This is a genomic window from Sporosarcina sp. NCCP-2331 (genome assembly GCF_023707945.1).
Classification (GTDB): Bacteria; Bacillota; Bacilli; order Bacillales_A; family Planococcaceae; genus Sporosarcina; species Sporosarcina cascadiensis.
On sequence record NZ_BRCD01000017.1, the window covers coordinates 12241 to 30489 of the forward strand.

Consider the following 18249-nt stretch of genomic DNA (forward strand, 5'->3'; position numbering starts at 1 on the left):
AATCATTCCGTCTGATTTCCAAGACAGCCCTGTTCTTTGTCCAGCTTTTTCGGCAGCGCGACAATTTTATAATGCCCTATGATCACGCGAAAGGTATGTATGATCAAGTGGGAGGACGGCATGAGCGCGAACGGGTGCTGAATGAGCAGTTCGCCCGACAGTATGAGCACGCAGATGACATCTATGATCAGGAATGAATGTGGTATGATCATGCAGCCGAAATTACGCGATGAGCTTCCGTCTGACAGTGCGATTGGTATGGCAAATACGGAGCTTTGAGCGCCAAAGAGGTGTTTTGGTGTTCGGAAGCCTTAGTTACGCGCTAGTTAAGTTCGTATTAAGATTTCCTTCCTTTCCCCTTGTAAATTTTTCCGTCGATATTTCAAACTCCTCCCTATTCCATTTCATATAGCAGACTATGGAAGATAAGGCCACTGCTCACTGCCACACTTTTTGAATAAAGGGTAGAAACCGCTCCTTAAGTCATACCTGAGTTGTTAGTAACTTTATGGTTTACCGTTCGGATTACTGGTTTCCCATTTAACTCGTGCACCAATTACTTTTCATTCAAATATTACTAAAGTTATACAATTATTACTCCACACTCGAAATAATTAAATACTATGAGATAAGAGTAGTATGGTATTTTAATAATCTAGACTAATTGGACGAAATTTTTCGAATATAAGTATCTTATATTGAATCCATGATGCTTCTAATATAAATTGAATTTGTAAGCGCTTACCAGCTAATTAACTAACTAAGGGGGATTTTCATGTTAAAGAAAAAACTATTACTACCAGCACTCATAGCAACTCTTGTCGCAGCACCTGTATATTCATCTGCTGCAACCACCGAGTCTTCCATTCCTCCAGCCGCCGGCCAAACGTTCCCGTATACACCTTATGCGCCAAGCACTTTTTATGCACAGTCTTCTGAGATCTTAGAGTTGTATAAGGAACCTGAAATGGAATTAGTAACGCCAGGTATGAAAAAAGACAAGTGGATGACAAACAATCCGGATATGATGCGTTATTTACAAGATATTGCGGAAGCAAATCCAAATGTCACGATGGAAATTGCAGGTCACTCTCTTGAAGGCGAAGAGTTGCCTATGTTGATCTTCACAACTGCCGGCAGCAAAGATACAGAAGAGTTTAAGGCAAAGCCAACTGTTTGGCTGCAAGGACATGTACATGGAAATGAGCCGGCAGGCGGTGAATCGATGCTCGTTATGGCCAATGAGTTAGCCAATGGTAATCTCGGAAATGAAGTACTCGATGATATAAACGTCATTATTTATCCACGTATTAACCCAGATGGCGCCCAATACTTCCAGCGGCAAACGGCTCTGCGCTTAGATGCGAACCGAGACCACGTGAAATTAGAACTTCCTGAAACACAGGCTCTTCATAAAGCAATCAACCAGATTAACCCCGAAGTCATTGTTGACGCACATGAATATGGATTAAGTGAATCAGTTTTCAAGAGCTTCGGAGAAAAAGGTTCTATCAAGTACCATGATATTTTATTATTATCAGGTAAAAACTTAAATATTCCTAAGCAAATACGGGACAAATCCGATGATTTATTCGGTAAAAATGTCTTTGAAGCACTTGATAAAAAAGGTTATTCAAACAGAGAATACTTTACTGACGGCTCTAAGAATGGCCATGTTACGTTAAATGAAGGCGGTGCCGAAGCTAGAATCGGACGTAATGCAAATGGTTTACAGCCCAGCTTTTCTTTCCTAGTTGAAAGCCGTGGTATTGGTATTGGCAAAGAAAACTTTGTTCGACGAGTCGCTTCGCAAGTTGAAACACATTCAAGTATTTTAAAGACAACTGCAAAAAATGCACAGGACGTTAAGAAGATGATACAAGACGCCCGTGATGAAATCGTTACTAAAGGAAAGTCAGTCTCTGACCAAGATACAGTTATTTTACGAAGCGACCGAACAGAAGTTAAAAATCAAACACTTGAAGTTGTAGATGTCGCTACAGGAACCGTAAAAGAAATACCTGTCAGCTATAATAGCGCAACGAATGGAGTACCAACTTTAGAAAGAATCCGTCCTACCGCTTATATTTTACCGCCCGCTTACCATCATATTGCGGACAAGCTTACACTGCAGGGGGCAACTGTAGCTAAAACAAAAAATGCTCAAAGGCTTGAGGTTGAACGCTATGTCATTACAGATAAAAAAGTAGATACTAACCTATATGAAGGTCATATGCTTGCAAATGTGGATGCTGAACTATCCAAGAAAACAATCTTTTTCCCAGCAGGCAGTTACGTAATCAGCATGGCTCAACCAACTGCAAATCTCGTGGCACTCTCACTAGAACCTGAATCAGTAGACAGCTATGTTGCATTCAACTTTATTCCTGTAAATGTGAAAGATGAAGTGCCTGTTTACCGATATATGAAAGAACTGGAGCTGGAACTAGTACTTGAATAATCGCCAGTAAGACATTTTCTAGTTCATCTGAATATATAAAAAAGATAAATGAGTGTCCAGAAACTCTGTGCTCGCGGTAAGCACGGAGTTTCTGCCATATATGTAACATGACGGCATTCTATCTGTTTTTAAGACAGATAAACGCTGTATGAATAATCGAACAGGGCTGTTCTTTGTGCAACGTCTACGGCAGCACGACAATTTTATAATGTCCTATGACGCGATGAGTTTCCGTCTGATAGCGCGATTGGTGCGGCAAACACGGAGTTTGGAGCGTGGCAAAAGTGTTTTGGTGCGCGAAATCCCAAGTTACGCGCGGGTCCGGCGTCGTTTCGCTCGCTCAGCGATGACTTTCGCGCGGCCCGGCGTGTTTTTGGCGCGCGCCCGCCCCCTCCGTACTTCGCCAAACTCACGACGCAAAAAACTGCCCGGACATTCATCCCGACAGTTATGAATCATTCCTTTTCCTCATCCGGCTCTGCAGGATACGTAACGGAGCCATCCTTTTCCAGCACAACATCATGGGGTCCCCACTTTCCGATTTCGTGGTCTTCAATAAGGGTTTTTTCTTTCGGACCATCGATAATATGTTTCACCTTCCAGCCATGTTCTGCAAGCCAATTACTGATGACCATCCGGTGACACCTGGCCGGGTGACGTTCAGAACAGCAAATTGCAATCCTGTCATCATTCGCTTCTTTCATTAACTGATCGATTCCTTCTAGAAATTCGTCCGACAGCGTATAGTCCGCATAGTTATGAAATGATTGGTTATTCCAGCCGTCATTTATTTCCGGATCAACTGTTTTCGACTTTCTCCTGCGTCCGCCAAGCTTGCCGAAATGTTCATACGCAATCTGATGTTCAGGAAGCCATTCTTTCATTCGATCCTCGTGAAAATGAGGAAATTTCCGGCTGCCGGGAAAGGCCCGCACATCGACTAGTTTTTCTATGCCTGCATCATCCAGAAGCTTCAAAAACTCTTCCTTTGTGTGTGTAGAATGTCCAACCGTATAGATCTCCATCTCTTGTCACTCCTCTGCCCTTACTGTTCCCTTCCTGACTGTATGACTAAACTTTTTCTGCATTCAAAAAAGCCCTCCAGTATAAACTGCACTGAAGGACCTGCTTTTTAATCCATTTGCTCTGTCAGCCACAACGAAAGCTGCGGGAATAGTACGACGAGCACCAATACGAGAATCATCAGGAAAATGAATGGAATGACTCCCCGGACAACATCCCCGAGTTTTTCCTTTGCTATCCCGCTCACTACAAATAAATTCAGACCAACCGGCGGTGTAATCATACCCAGCTCCATGTTGATTGTCATAATGATCGCGAAGTGCAGCAAGTTGATATCGAAGTGCACCAGCATCGGCAGCAAGATCGGCAGCGTGATCAAAATAATGGATACAGCTTCCAAGAACATACCGAGCACGAACAGCAGCAAGTTGACGATTAAAATAAATACCCATTTATTCATATCACTTTCTGCAATCCAGGAACCGATATGATGCGGTATCTGTGCATTTGTCAAATACAGGCCAAACAGACTTGCCGCACCGATAATCAAGAAAATCATCGCAGTTATATTGATCGATTCAATAATAATCGGGCGAATATCCCGGAAATGAAGTTCACGGTAAATAAATGCGGAAACTACAATACCGTAAAATACTGCAATAACAGCAGACTCTGTCGGTGTTACGACTCCGCTGTAAATACTTCCCAAGATCAAGAATGGAAGGAATGCTCCCCAAATTGCTTTAAGCGAGCTCTTTCTTCTCTCTTCCCAAGTCGCTTTATTCTCACTCTTATAGCCGTTTTTCTTAGCATAGAAAATAGCAGAAACGATCAGGACTCCTCCTAAAAGGATGCCCGGGATAATGCCGGCCATAAATAATTTACCAATAGAAACCTCTGCGGTAATCCCATAGATGATCAATGGAATACTTGGCGGTATCAAGATGCCCAGCGTACCGGCAGCTGCGATGAGTCCCATAGAATATTTTTTATCATACCCTGCATTCACCATCGCAGGAATCATGATGGAACCAATAGCGGCGGCAGTTGCAGGGCTTGATCCTGAAATTGCAGCGAAAATCATACAAGCCAGAATGGTTACGACCGAAAGGCCTCCCGGCAAGTGTCCAACCCATGTTTTCAAAGCCTCAATTAAATACTTTGAAATCCCGCCTCGCGCAAGCAATACTCCCGCAAGCACAAATCCCGGAATTGCCATCATCGGGAATGAGTCAAGCGCGGTAAAGATGCGCTGAGGCACCATGGTCATATTAAAGTCGATCTGCCACAGCACGACCATCGTCGATAAAGCCAGACTGATCGCAATCGGAACGCGCAGAAGGAGCAAAATAAAGAAAATACTAAGTAAGAGGATTATCATATTTTACATCCTTTCCGCGTATCTGATGAACAAGTCTCTCAATGAAACGCAACGTGAATAATAGACCGGAAATCGGCAGAATCAAGTAGATGATCCACATTGGAATTCCTACATCAAGCGATACCATACCCGAATGAAAACGGGATTCTACCAGTACGTATCCGTAGTATGTGTACGCCAGACAGAAGAAAATACTGACGCTTGTCGCAAATATATCAACGACTTTCTGTATTTTCGCAGGCAGCTTATCATATAGCAGATCTACTTGAATATGCTGATTATGCCGCAACGCAATCGAAAACCCTAAAAACACACCCCAGATAATTACATAACGCACCACTTCTTCCACCCATGCTTTAGGCGAGTTGAAGCCATAACGCATGATGACACCGTAAAAAATGAGTGTGATGCCGCCAAAGAAAAATGTTCCTGCTGAAATTTCTTCAATGCCTCTCCAAATCCTGTGAAATGTTTTCAATATCTAGCACACCCCTTCTTTACCTAGTAAACAATTGCAAGTGCAGTACTGGTCGTCCCTCCAAATTTAACTCCCGTTTGGAAAACACATTCAAAAGACGACAAGTAATGCACTGTGCCAATGAAAAGAGAAATGCCGATCCGGTTATCAGATCGGCATGCATATTCCTGTTTATAACAGGCATTATGATCTCCGCTTTCCCACAAAGATGTTCATACTTCTTATTTTAAGTCACGGATCCCATCAAGCAATTCAGGCGTGATGTCATCTGAAAACTCATCGTATACCGGCTGCAATGCATCAACAAATTTCTGACGCTCTTCTTCAGACAACTCCGTAACTTCCACTTTTCCAGAGTTCTTGATGTTTTCGAAGCTTGCTGCGTTTTCTTCATCAGCCAGCTGCCACTCAAGCTCTGTTGCTTCTTTCAAAGCTTCTTCCACTTGTCCGCGGATATCTTCCGGCATACCGTCCCAGAATGATTTGTTAACGAATATTGCATAGTCCAAACGGCCGTGCTCACTTACTGTCAAATACTTCTGTACTTCAGAATATTTCTGCGTATCAAAGTTGTTGAATGTATTTTCCTGTCCGTCAACAGTTCCCTGCTGAAGAGCTGCATACGTTTCACCGAATGAAATCGTTGCACTTCCTGCTTTCAGTGCGTTGAACTGAGACTCAAGTACTTTTCCTGCCTGTGCACGGAACTTCAATCCTTTAAGATCTTCAGGTGTTTTCATTTCGTGCTTATTATTAGAGAAGTGTTTGAAGCCATTCTCCCAGAATGCTAATCCCATAATGTCATTGCTGTTCAGCTGATCACTGTTTAAAATCGTTTGTGCTACGTCACTCTCGAAAAATTTGCGAGCGTGATCTTGATCTTTAAACAAGAAAGGCATATCAACATACTGCCAGCGAGGGTCCAATTTCACCATTTTTGTAACAGACGGCGCGATCATATGAACGTTGCCGGAAACCAATGCATCCAGCTCATCCGCATCCCCATAAAGCTGTGATGACGGATATACTTCTACTTTCGCTTTCCCGTCAGTCTTTTCTGCTACTAACTCAGCAAAGCGGTCAGCTGCTTTCCCCTTCACACTGTCAATTGCTGTAACGTGTGAAAACTTGATGATGATCGGCTTATCAGAAGATGTATCTTTTTCGCCGTCGCCTGAACCTGATGAAGACTCTTTGTCAGATGAACAAGCTGCCGCTACGATAGCAAACATACTGATTATCGCCAGTAATAGAAACTTTTTCATTCTTTATTTCCCCCTTTTATTTTCGGAAGTGAATTTATATTTTTAGCCCCAAACCGCCCCCGATAAAAATCGTAAACCGGGCTGAAAGCTTCTTCCCACTGTTGTTTCTCTTCATCGGAGAGATGAGTAATCTCAATGCAATTACATTCTTCCAATTTGGAGAGTTCCTGATCATTTAACTTATGGGCAATTTCCTGCTGCCATTCACTCACTTCGGACAGTGTTTCTTCAATCAATGAACGCACTTCATCGGGAAGATCTTCCCAGAATTCCTTGTTCATCAGCAGCACATATCCCAAGTACCCATGATTGCTGACAGTCATATACTCCTGCCTGTAGTGCAGACTCTTACTCGTAATATTGGACATCGTATTTTCCTGTGCATCGATCAAACCCTCATCCAATGACTGAAACACATTATCAAAGTCCAATTTCACAGCGGAGGCTCCGAACAGATTAAATTGCTGCTCGATGATATCACTCGGCATGATCCGCATATTCAAGCCTTTAATATCTATCGGAGTGTTAATTGGAAAATCACGATTTGTCAGTTGTTTGAAACCGTTATCCCACATTCCCAGCATAACTAAACCTTGCTGATCCAGCTTACTGATCAGTTCCTGTCCGGTCTTGCCCTTTATATAAGCATGGACTTCTTCATAGCTGTCAAAGGCAAAAGGCAGGTCCATTACAGACCATTCCGGTACAATCGATGTCACTTTCGATGTGGCAGGTGCAATCATTTGGATATCATTATCCGAAAGCGCTTCCATTTCCTCGCCGTCTTTGTACAACATACTGTTCGGAAAGACTTGCACCTCGATATATCCATCACTGCGCTCTTTCATCAGACTGGCGAATCTTCTGGCTGCCAGACCTTTCGGGGTATCTTCGCCCACTACATGTGAAAAGCGAATAACCAGCCGCTCTTCCCCACTTAATTGTTCATGATCGACAGGATACCGAGTCTGCTGACAGCCTGCAAGCATTACGATTATTCCAAGCGAACTCATGACAATGAAAAAAGTTCTTTTCAGAGCATACATCGAAACTCATGCTCCTTCCCCAATCACCAGTAATCTGATAATTTTTATTTTAAGTAATTTTAGACAAAATACAATATTAAGAAGTTAATGGACATTATGGTCTTTATGGTATTTCCCTATTGTGTCCTTACATCCTATTTAGAGGAATAATACCGTGTCGGACGTCCTATATTTCCATACTGAAGCTCAATATGCACTTTTCCATCAATCGAAAGAAATTCTAAATACTTTCGCACAGTCACCCTTGCCATTCCCACTTTTTGAGCCAGCTGTTCAGCAGTGAGCGGCACTCCTTCACTTTTCAGTCCTGAGTAAACCTGCTCCATTGTAAATTCATTTAGTCCTTTGGGCAGATCAGAAATTTTCCCTGTACTGCCCATCCATACATCGATATCTTCCTGCTTCAATTTATCAACCGAATGAAATTTCCAATAATTTTTACTGAATTTCAACAGCGCTTCCTGAAACCGCTCGAAACGGAAGGGCTTCACTAAATAATCAACGGCACCAAACCGGAGCGCTTCCCGAATAGTAATGGCATCCCGTGCTGCCGTAATCATGATCACATCGCTCGCGACATTTTCCGCCCGAATCAGTTTCAGCAGTTCCATTCCTGTCATATCCGGCAAATACATATCCAGTAATATCAAATCAGGCTGCAGCTCGCGAATCTGTTCGATCGCCGGCTTTCCTTCCATTGACTCTCCAATTAATTTAAAACCGTTCAGCTTCTGCAAAAAACCCTTATTCACTTCCAGCACCATTGGGTCATCTTCTACGATGTATACAGCCAATTCAGACATGATTTTGTTCACCCGCTTTCAACGTAATGATCGATCCTGCAACAGATTGTGAACGCGCAGAAATCGTTCCTTTATTGGAATCCATGATTTGTTTCACTAAAGCCAAACCGATTCCCCTGCCTTCTTTTCCTTTCATACTGAATCCGTAGTCGAACATCTTTTCCGCTTCAGCCGGCAATCCGCAGCCGCTGTCTTCTATCTCAATAAACAGGAAATCCCGATCTCCCTCTATCAAAATAGTAATGTTCTTTTCCTCTTCCAGCAGGCAGGCTTCCATCGCGTTATCGATTAAATTCCCGAGTATCGTCACGAGATCCCCGCTTGAAAATCCGGTCATCACTTCCGATAAATAGGATTCGTCATCAATGGTAAATAAAACCCCCAGCTCTTTTGCACGGGAACGCTTGCCGATGAGTATCCCCAGAATGGAATAGTCTGCAATCCGTTCCTTCAAAAACTGCATCACTTCCTGCTCATCAGACGTCTCATCAATGATCAGCTTTAGCGCTTCCTGAGAACGGTCCAGCTGGATCAATCCTGCGATACTGTGCAGTTTGTTCATATACTCGTGGTTTTGCGAGCGCAGGGAATCTACGAGTGACTTGATTCCGGTCAGTTCCTCCGCCAATGAATGCGCTTCTTTCTGACCAGTCATCATAATTAACGAACCTGCACGCCTGTCATTGACGATAATCGGAAAAATTCTCACAAGCATCATCTTTCCATGCAGCAGTAACGGACGATATGCGACTTCTTCCTCTTTACGCAAAGCATCCTTCGTCAGCCATGTATTTGGGAATGCCTCCTCGACAGCAATCATTTCATTCTCCAGACCGGTGTATTCCTGTGCCAGCCGGTTCAAAAAGACAATCCTTTCCTGTTCATCCGTTGCCAGTATACCGATGTCCATCGACTGCATCATAGCCGACCGCTCTTCCACCAAGCGTGAAATTTCATATGGCTCCATATTTAATGTCTGCTTTTTCAGATGGTTGGCAATGAACAGAGAGCCAATCAGGCCGATCAGCAGTCCGCTCATCAATGAAAATAAAATATCATTCTTATAATCATTCAACAGACTCTGCCAGGTCGGTGAAAGTATCCCTACTGAGACCACCCCGATCTGTTTTACCCCTTCTTGATCCATGACAGGAACAAAAGCACGAATCGCAAACCCCATTACTCCTTGGGCTTTGGAGACATACTCATGTTCTGACAGTGAAGCCTGCTCGTCACCGCCTTCAAAAACGGTACCCAGTTTGCTTTCGGACGGATGTGAATAACGAATGCGATCCATGTCAAATACCACTATATAATCGACATCTGTCGCCAGTCTCACACGCTCAGCAATCGGCTGGATGCTGGATGCACCGTCCGCTTTTCCGATATCCTGCTTAATGTCAGGCAGCTGAGCAACAGTGCGTGCAATTGCAATAGCACGTGACCCCAGTTCTTTCTCAAACGCCCCGGATATATTGTGAATCATGATTACTCCACTCGTCACAACGGAGAAGAACACAAGAATAAATGAAAAAATGAACATTTTCATTCGCAGTGATATTCGGCTCATTTGATGATCTTCCTCTCACAGTGTGCTTTGATCTTCTTTTATTTTAACAGAACATTGTGAAGGCTGTATAAGCAAAATTGTATCCTCGTTGAAACGCAGGTGTCGTTATATTGATTTCACCCTCCTACAATATACTTATATAATTCGACAAAAAGATATAATTATCTAGAGTAACTGGACTATATATATTGATGTTGCCCGACAATCGGAGTAATGTTGTAATTAAATAACAATTCTACTAGTCTGTGAAAAAAAAGCAGGCCATGATGACATTCATCATGGCCTGCTTTTTTCAGCGTTCCAGCTCCAATATAGGTTCATTTGGATTTTGTTTCCCTTTCATTTCATCACGGATTAAATGGGCGCCCAGCATACTGTAAACCGTCCCATTGCCCCCCAAGCCTATTAAATAATAAACATGTGGCTCTTCCGGATGATGTCCGACAACCGGGAGTTCATCGGTCGATTCACCGAATAATGCGGTCCATTCATACTCCAGCCTGATTGGATGATCAGGGAAAAGTTTCTCCAGCTCCTGCCTTAATTCATTAAATTTTTCTGCTGTCTGCTCCTCTGTTTTCGGCAGCTGATCGGTGTCCTTATCGAGCCCTCCCGCCACAATGCGCTGGTCATCTGTCAGCCGCATATATAAATAAGGACGCTCAGTTTCCCAGATCATCATGCGGTCCTTCCAGAATGAAAGATCTTCAAAAGGTTCGGTTGCCACAGCATAGGTAACTTTCAAATCTTTTTGTTCGATCTTCATTTCCGGCGCCGGTGCATATCCTGTGGTGACGACAACTGTATGCGCATAAAAATCTCCCGCAGTGGTTTTCACGATTGCGTTTTCATCCGCTTCCTGAATCTCTAAAACTTCTGTCTGTTCCCAGACATGCATGCCTTTTTCATAAGCATACTGGACAGCTCCCGCACATAAACGGAGAGGGTTTACTTCCGCATCACCTTTCGTCACAATAGCAGCCGGCTTGGAGAATGAAAAATGAGCTTCAATATCTTCCCGCTCCCAAAACTCGACTGGAAAACCATGCTTCCTGAGCGCCTCATATTCCCGGCGCAATTTCGGTACGTCTGCTTCCGTACTGGCATAATAGAGACTTTGACGCGTGTGGAACGGCACATCAAACGGCATATGCTCCGCCGTACTCTGCAGCTGTTCAAGCGCACGTTTACATGACCGGTAAAACTCCACAGCCTGTTCTTCTCCAATCTGCCCGATCAATTCATGGAGCATAATATCATTGGAAAATTGCAGCAAACCGGTATTTGCCGCGGTGCTGCCGGATCCGATCCTTTCCTGTTCCAATAAAACTATCGAATACTCTTCTTGCGACAGCACATAGGAACAAAGAGCTCCTGACATGCCGCCTCCGATGATTGCTACATCGTACACTTCTTTTTTTTCATTGTTTTCATAGTCTGTGCGTTCAAATGTCGACTCCCAATATAAAGACCCCGTATGCAGTTTCATCATTCATTGTCCCCTGCCTATTTGTTTATTAGTTATCTACCCTTTGCCGAATGATAGAAAACATACAGGCAGGAAAAGCGTCTATAAGCATAAGCGGATGTTTTATGATCACCGCCGAATAAAGAAGGAACTGTCCGGCAAGTTTCCCGTCAGTCCCCTTTCATTTTGCAGAATCCCTCTTCACATCAACCCTTTTAGTTTGTTTAACACGTCTTGAAACGGCTGCTTTTCCCCCGCCTCACTGAAATTCCTGAACAAATCTCCAGTTGTCTCCAGCCGCTCCAATACAGAGTATATGGAAAACATACTTGGCTGCAGCCACTGAGTGACTTCGCTCCAATCCAGTGGGGTCGCAACCAATGCGTCCGTATTTCCGCGCGGTGAGTAAGGTGCGATAATCGTTTTGCCTTCCTGATGCTGCACATAATCTAAATACAATTTCTTCCCTCTGTTCTTTTTAAGCCGTTCTGTCGTGAACCATTCGGGCTCCTGTTCACATAAAAAATCACAAACGAATTTCGTAAATACACGTGTATCCTCATAGCTGAACTGATCATACGGTAAGGGAATATACAGCTGGAGCCCTTTATTTCCCGAAGTTTTGACAAATGCTTGTAATTGAAATTGGTCGAAAATAGCCTTCATCTGCACTGCCGCTTCCACTGCCAATGAAAAGTAGTCAACCGAAGGCGGGTCTAAATCAAAAACGATTTCTGTCGGATGCGCGGTCCGGACAGACTGGAACGGGATATGAAATTCCAAAGCCAGCTGATTGCCGAGCCACAGCAATGTCTCGATCGTGTCGCATACAATGTAATCAATCCCTTCATTCTGAACTGTACGGACAAACGCCGGAGTGTAATCCGGAGCATTCTTCTGAAAGAAACGCTCTTCCGAAACCGTTCCATGCGGATATCGAATGACAGTCAGCAGCCGGTCTTGTAAAAACGGCAGAAGATACGGCGCAGCCAGCTGAAGATACAATAAGTAATCTTCTTTTTTTATCCCCGGTTTCTTCCATAGACACTTTTCAGGATGCGTCACTTCGATATTAGGCGGCAGCGGATAGAGCTCACGGTACATTCGCTGCCATGTACACTGTTCCGCATGCACATCCAAAGCGAAGGAATCAAAACGGGGCTCTCGCAGATGTTTTCCGTCAAAATCGATGCAATGGATGACTGCACAGACAGAAGGCTTCACTATCCACCGGGAACTTCCGCTCATTCTTTTTCCATTCTCATAAAAAAAGGTTTGGAGAATACCCTCTTCGTCCCCCGATAAACCGTGTCGGAATGTGACCACTTCGGCCAGCTGATTTTCACGATAAACTGAGCCGGTAAAAAAACCGTTTTCCTTATCAAACGAAGTGAGCACCACATGAACTTTCCGCCAATTTTTATACTTCAGCCAGTGTTCCGTACGTTTTCCTTCCAGCCATTCACTGCTTCTTTTTTTCGCAATTACACCTTCTCCATTCGCCAAAAGTACCCGGTTCCAACATGGTGCCGCCTCTTCAAACACCTCAACCGCCTGCACCTTTGCAGGATGCCTGTATTTCACTTTCACCGGGAGTTCCAGCTGCGTAAAAAGTTGTTTCAGCCTCTCTTTACGCTGTTCATATGTTTTCCCCGTTATCTCTTTTCCTGCATGCTTCAGTAAATCGAACGCAATATACTTACAGGGAAATGTTTGGACATGCTGCTGGATCACTTTCTCGCTGCGCATTCTTCCTCTCGTTTGCACTGCGCGAAATTCACTTCTGTAATCATTCAGCAAATGAACAATCTCCCCATCAAGGAGCAGCGGCAAATGAACGGAGACATGTTCATGTTTCGCCTCACAAAACTCTATGATCTCGGGAAAGCGGTCATTCAGCAGCCGTTCATTTCGACTGTATAAAAAGATTTCTGTCTCCGTCCAATAAAGAAGGCAGCGGAATCCGTCATATTTCACTTCAAACGACCAATCGCCGTCTTCGGGTAATTCTGTGATCTCTGTCATCAGCATAGGCTTCAAATCCACTCACTCCATTCATGTATAGGATGAACTGAATTTCGCATACTACCCGGAAAGATTTCATTTGAAGGAGGTTATCGTCATGCACACCATTTGGAAAGGCAGCATCAGCTTCGGTTTGGTCAATATCCCGATTAAATTGCATGCCGCCACCGAAAATAACGACATCAAACTGCGCCAGCTGCATAAAGAATGCCACTCTCCCATAAACTATAAAAAAGTATGCCCCATCTGTGGAAAAGAAGTTAAAGGGGAGGAATTGGTCAAGGCGTATGAGTACTCAAAGAATAAATTTGTTGTCTTGGATGAAGAAGAGCTTGAAAAACTAAAGAAGGAAAATGAAGATAAAGCGGTGGAAATCGTAGACTTCGTCAAGCTGGAAGAAATCGATCCCATTTATTTCGAAAAGAGCTATTTCATGGCACCCGATGCTAATGGAGGAAAAGCCTATGCCCTGCTTAGAAAAGCATTGAAAGAATCCGGGAAGATCGGCGTCGCTAAAATTATCATCCGATCCAAAGAACAATTGGCAGTCGTACGTGTCTATCAGGATTCACTGCTGATGGAAACGATTCATTTTCCCGATGAGGTCCGGAGTATCGGGGATATACCTAATATTCCCGGTGAGGATCTAGTCGTAAAAAAAGAACTGGATACGGCTTTATTGCTGGTGGACCAGCTGACAACGACATTTGAACCTGCTAAATATACAGATGATTACCGGACAGCCTTAATGGAACTCATTGAAGCAAAGAAGTCGGGGAAAGACACCGTTTCTGCTAGCGAAAAACCGGCGGCGCCTTCAAACGTCACAGATTTGATGTCGGCTTTACAGGCTTCACTGGATAGAACACAGAAAAAACCGGCTCCCCGGAAACGAACTCCCGCGAAGAAAAGAGCATAACAAACAGGCCGCCCGGTATTTTTCCGGACGGCCTGATTTATTCTTTATTTTATTACCCTCTAAACGGCCACCAGACACCCCGGCCGAATGAAACCGTTATGGCAGGGATTAGCAACGGCAGAATAATCAGCCCGTACAGCAATAATCCAGAAATAACAATGGTTGCAATCTGAACCAGACTAAGTACGCCTGAAGGCATCATTGCCCCGAATGTACCCGCCAGAATTACAGCAGCTGTAATAATGACCGTACCCATTTTCGCCATCGAATGAATCAAAGCCTCTTTGACTTTCAAGCCGCCGATGCTCTCTTCACGGAATCGGTCGAGCAGGAAGATCGAATAATCGACGCCGAGCGCGATGAGCATGATGAATCCGAAGAACGGAACGGCCCAGCTGATGCCGTCATAGCCGAGGCCATTGACGAAAATCAGCTCGGTGATCGAAACAGCTGTATAATATGTCAGCAGCAGTGATCCGATCATATACAGCGGCATGATCGCTGAACGGAATAAAACAAACAGCACAATGAACAAACCGACCAGCATAATCGTAACTGTGCGTGTAAAATCCGCAGATGAAATATCATTCAAGTCGGAGTTCATGCTGGAGATCCCGCTGAATGCAAGTTCCGCATCCTCAAACGGCGTGTCTATGACAGAACGTTTAACTTGTTCTTTAATATCATGCACCGTGGAAATTGCTTCACGGGAATACGGATTTTCCTTCAAGATAACTTCCATCAAAATACCTTTTTCACCGTCGAATGTATAGCGGTCGATCACCGGCTTGAACTCTTCATTTTCAAGCGTGCCTGCAGGAATAAATAATCCTGTGTCGCGGACACTTTTCGTATCGCCCATATCATTCAGCATCGCAGATAATTCGTTTAAGCCGTCGCCGACTTCAGTCAATCCTTCATTGGCTGCTTTGACGCCGCCCGCCAGTTCCTTCAGACCGCCGCTGAGCGCTCCGAGCTGCGAACCGCTCTGGTCGATCTGCGAAGCAGCGCCTGCAATGCCATTGCCCACTTTGCCGAGTTCGGCGCTGAGTGCGTTCAGTCCACCGGCTGCCTGTGCTGCCGGCATGCCTTGCTGCAGTCCTCCTGCAATTTGCGCAAGCTGGCCGTTAATCTGCTTAATGCCGTTTGACGCCTGGCGCAGTCCGTCCCCGCCCGCAGAGCCGGCTGGCAGCTGTCCGGTGATTTGATTCAAACCATTTTCCACACTGCCCAGACCTTTGCCGATTTCACCCAGTCCGTCAGTCGCTTCATCAAGACCGTCTGCCATTAGTGCGATTTGATGATCCACATAGAGATCTTCAAGCAATTCGCCGGTCGGACGTGTGACTGTGCGGACACTTTTGACGCCTTCCACTTTTTCCAGGTCACGTGCGATGGCTTCCAGATACGTAACATCGCCTTCTTTGACGATTGGTGAATCTTTCTTCAGCAATACTTGAACCGGCAATGAATCCCCTTCACCGAATGCATCGGAAATGAGGTTCAATCCTTTCACCGATTCCTTGCTGCTGTCGATTTCATCCACCGTATTGAACGACAGATCATTGTCATATGTCAATAACAGCGGAATCGTAATCACCGCAACGATCAGCATCGAAACGAGCGGACGCATGACCGAAACTTTACTGAATGAAATCCACAGCTTGCTGTCTTTATGCGATGCGGCTCCTTTAGACGGCCAGAACAATTTATCTTTCAGCAGCGCCATCAACAGCGGAACGATGGTGTAGAGAATCAGCATCAGGACCGCAATCCCCACAGCAACTGCTACCGCAGATTTAAAGATCGGGAAATCCGCAAATCCGATTGCGGCAAAACCGATAAAGACGGCAAGCGCACTGATGAACAGCGTGCGTCCGGCAGTTTTGTATGTGTTAATGATCGCTTCTTCCACTTCATGCCCTGCAAGCAATTCTTCTTTATAACGGCTTAACAGCAAAATACAGTAATCCGTTCCTAATCCGAATAATATCGCCACAAGAAAAATCTGGGTGTAATTCGACACCGGGAATCCGAACCAGTCAATGAAAAATGCCACAAGTGACTGACTGAGCAAATACGTGATTCCGACTGCGAGCAACGGAACGAAAGGTGTGACAATCGAACGGAAGACAATCAGCAATAAAGCAAAAATCAATACGACTGTAATGACTTCGGTCTTTTTCAGTCCTTCTTGCGCACTTTCATTGACGTCATCATTGATGATTGCTTCACCAGTCATGTAAATGGTTTCATCCTGAGGCAGCACTTCTTTTTTAATTTGTTTTGCCAGTGCTATAATCTCATCCTGCGTGCCGTCAACTGTAATCGGCAGCAGCACTGTTTTTTTATCCTCAGAGACCAGCTGGTTTTGCATTTCTTCACTCTCAAACGGATCGAGAACATCCGTGACAATTCCGCTGAGCTCTTTTATTTCTTTTGCCGTTGCGGAAATTTCTTTCTGCTTTGCCTCGTCCGCCGCTTTTTCCAGCGGATAGACGAGAGATATGGTTTCTTCAGCTTCCCCTGCTTCTTCCAGCATTTTTGCTGCTTTTTGGGAATCCGCTGAGTCCAGCAGCTGGAACGAGCCTGCATCCTCGGCCTGCTTCGCCAGATCAGGCGCGAGCAAAAATAGCACAGCTGTTAATACGATCAAACCGATTGCGATCGGCCACTTTAATTTCAAGACGGTTTTCAAACGTTACATCTCCTTCATTAATAAAATCGTTTTGAGCTTGCGGAATGTCTCGATGAATTGTTCCAGCTCCTGCTCATCAATACGGTCTTTGAATATGCTTTCAATATTTTCATAGATGGCTTCGTTAGAGGTTGTAAGAACTTCACGCCCCTTTGCCGTCAATGAAATCCGGTTGCTGCGCTGGTCGTTCGGATCTTTTTCCGATTGCACCAGCTCTTTGTCCGCCAGTTTTTTCAGCCGTGTGGAAATGGCACTTTTATGCACGCCCTGTATTTCCGCCAGCTTGCCGCTTGATAGATTGCCATAAGCTGAGAGAATTTTCAGAACTTGTATTTGTTCCGGTGAATATTCTTTCCATATCGGTACATTGAGGTTCTTGACCACATGTTCTGTGCCGTAAATGATCACTTCCTCAAATAAATCCACTGCCTCTTGCAGCTGCTCTTTCAAAATAGTCCACCCCCTAAACCAATAGTATTAGTTTAGGGGGTGGACTAAATAAAGTCAACTTAAAAATCCGGGTTTTAGTAGTATTCTATAGAACGGCTTTGCTCGTGATTTGAATGGAGTTTGTTTTTGCAGTTTAAATCCGCTTCGGCGCTGGGGGATTGCCTTACGCTATGAGCCTACTGGCGAAGAGCATGCCAGCAGCCACGGCCTACCCCGCAGTTGCGCCTTCGCTGGTATTAGTGGAAGTATGTCATACTGCTATTTTGCAGAGTGCAAGTTTACTTGGTGTGTTTTCGTCGCTCGACTTTACGTGTGGTTTGAACGGAGTTTGTGTTTGCAGTTTAAATCCGCTTCGGCGCTGGGGGATTGCCTTACGCTGTGAGCCAGCTGGCAAAGACCACGCCAGTTGTCTCCCCGCAACGGCTAACCCCGCAGTTGCGCCTTCGCTGGCTTAAAGAAGTATGTCATACTGCTATTTTGCAGAGTGCAAGTTTACTTGGTGTGTTTTCGTCGCTCGTCTTTGCGTGTGGTTTGAACGGAGTTTGTGGTTGTTGTTTAAACTCGCTACTGCGCTGGGGGATTGCTTTACGTTGGTGTGGAGAATGTATGACATGCTGCTTTTTTGCAGAGTTCGCATTTAGTTGGTATGGTTTTCATTACTC

At 44.6% G+C, this 18249-nt stretch carries 14 protein-coding genes; 2 read left to right on the forward strand and 12 right to left on the reverse strand.

Features of this window, described 5'->3' with window-relative positions:
* Positions 1-2: 2 nt before the first annotated feature.
* On the reverse strand, positions 3-212 hold the full coding sequence (locus NCCP2331_RS10995; protein ID WP_251670656.1) for a hypothetical protein: 210 nt from the start codon (positions 210-212) through the stop codon (positions 3-5).
* A 563-nt stretch (positions 213-775) separates the two neighbouring features.
* On the opposite strand from NCCP2331_RS10995, the gene NCCP2331_RS11000 reads away from it, so the two are divergent.
* Positions 776-2461, forward strand: a complete 1686-nt coding sequence (locus NCCP2331_RS11000) for a M14 family metallopeptidase (protein ID WP_251670658.1) — start codon at positions 776-778, stop codon at positions 2459-2461.
* A gap of 455 nt (positions 2462-2916) precedes the next feature.
* Here NCCP2331_RS11000 and NCCP2331_RS11005 read toward each other — a convergent pair whose 3' ends face one another.
* The 9 genes from NCCP2331_RS11005 to NCCP2331_RS11045 form a co-directional block, all read right to left on the reverse strand.
* Positions 2917-3486, reverse strand: a complete 570-nt coding sequence (locus tag NCCP2331_RS11005) for a DUF488 domain-containing protein (RefSeq protein WP_251670660.1) — start codon at positions 3484-3486, stop codon at positions 2917-2919.
* Positions 3487-3593: 107 nt separating this feature from the next.
* Positions 3594-4865, reverse strand: a complete 1272-nt coding sequence (locus NCCP2331_RS11010; RefSeq protein WP_251670662.1) for a TRAP transporter large permease — start codon at positions 4863-4865, stop codon at positions 3594-3596.
* Positions 4846-5343 (reverse strand): TRAP transporter small permease, encoded by a 498-nt coding sequence (locus NCCP2331_RS11015; protein WP_251670676.1) that lies wholly within the window; start codon positions 5341-5343, stop codon positions 4846-4848. The genes NCCP2331_RS11010 and NCCP2331_RS11015 overlap by 20 nt, the downstream gene beginning before the upstream one ends.
* A 221-nt stretch (positions 5344-5564) precedes the next feature.
* Positions 5565-6608, reverse strand: coding sequence for a DctP family TRAP transporter solute-binding subunit (locus tag NCCP2331_RS11020; RefSeq protein WP_251670678.1), 1044 nt, complete (start codon positions 6606-6608; stop codon positions 5565-5567).
* Positions 6605-7654, reverse strand: a complete 1050-nt coding sequence (locus NCCP2331_RS11025) for a DctP family TRAP transporter solute-binding subunit (RefSeq protein WP_251670680.1) — start codon at positions 7652-7654, stop codon at positions 6605-6607. Before NCCP2331_RS11025 ends, NCCP2331_RS11020 begins: the two co-directional genes overlap by 4 nt.
* A gap of 134 nt (positions 7655-7788) precedes the next feature.
* Positions 7789-8457: a response regulator gene (locus tag NCCP2331_RS11030; protein ID WP_251670682.1), complete on the reverse strand. Its 669-nt coding sequence runs from the start codon at positions 8455-8457 to the stop codon at positions 7789-7791.
* Positions 8450-10027: an ATP-binding protein gene (locus NCCP2331_RS11035; RefSeq protein WP_251670684.1), complete on the reverse strand. Its 1578-nt coding sequence runs from the start codon at positions 10025-10027 to the stop codon at positions 8450-8452. Before NCCP2331_RS11035 ends, NCCP2331_RS11030 begins: the two co-directional genes overlap by 8 nt.
* Positions 10028-10319: 292 nt before the next feature.
* Positions 10320-11519 carry an NAD(P)/FAD-dependent oxidoreductase gene (locus NCCP2331_RS11040; RefSeq protein WP_251670686.1) on the reverse strand — a complete coding sequence of 400 codons (1200 nt, stop codon included), beginning with the start codon at positions 11517-11519 and terminating at the stop codon, positions 10320-10322.
* A gap of 177 nt (positions 11520-11696) precedes the next feature.
* Positions 11697-13526, reverse strand: a complete 1830-nt coding sequence (locus tag NCCP2331_RS11045; protein WP_309296370.1) for a DNA ligase D — start codon at positions 13524-13526, stop codon at positions 11697-11699.
* Positions 13527-13617: 91 nt separating this feature from the next.
* Between NCCP2331_RS11045 and ku the strand changes: the two genes are divergently transcribed.
* Complete coding sequence (ku, locus tag NCCP2331_RS11050; protein WP_251670690.1) at positions 13618-14439, forward strand: non-homologous end joining protein Ku; 822 nt, start codon at positions 13618-13620, stop codon at positions 14437-14439.
* Between the two features lie 52 nt (positions 14440-14491).
* Here the strand turns inward: ku and NCCP2331_RS11055 are convergent, their stop codons facing one another.
* Positions 14492-17137, reverse strand: a complete 2646-nt coding sequence (locus tag NCCP2331_RS11055; protein ID WP_251670692.1) for an MMPL family transporter — start codon at positions 17135-17137, stop codon at positions 14492-14494.
* Between the two features lie 3 nt (positions 17138-17140).
* Positions 17141-17587: a MarR family winged helix-turn-helix transcriptional regulator gene (locus tag NCCP2331_RS11060; protein WP_251670694.1), complete on the reverse strand. Its 447-nt coding sequence runs from the start codon at positions 17585-17587 to the stop codon at positions 17141-17143.
* Positions 17588-18249 lie beyond the last annotated feature (662 nt).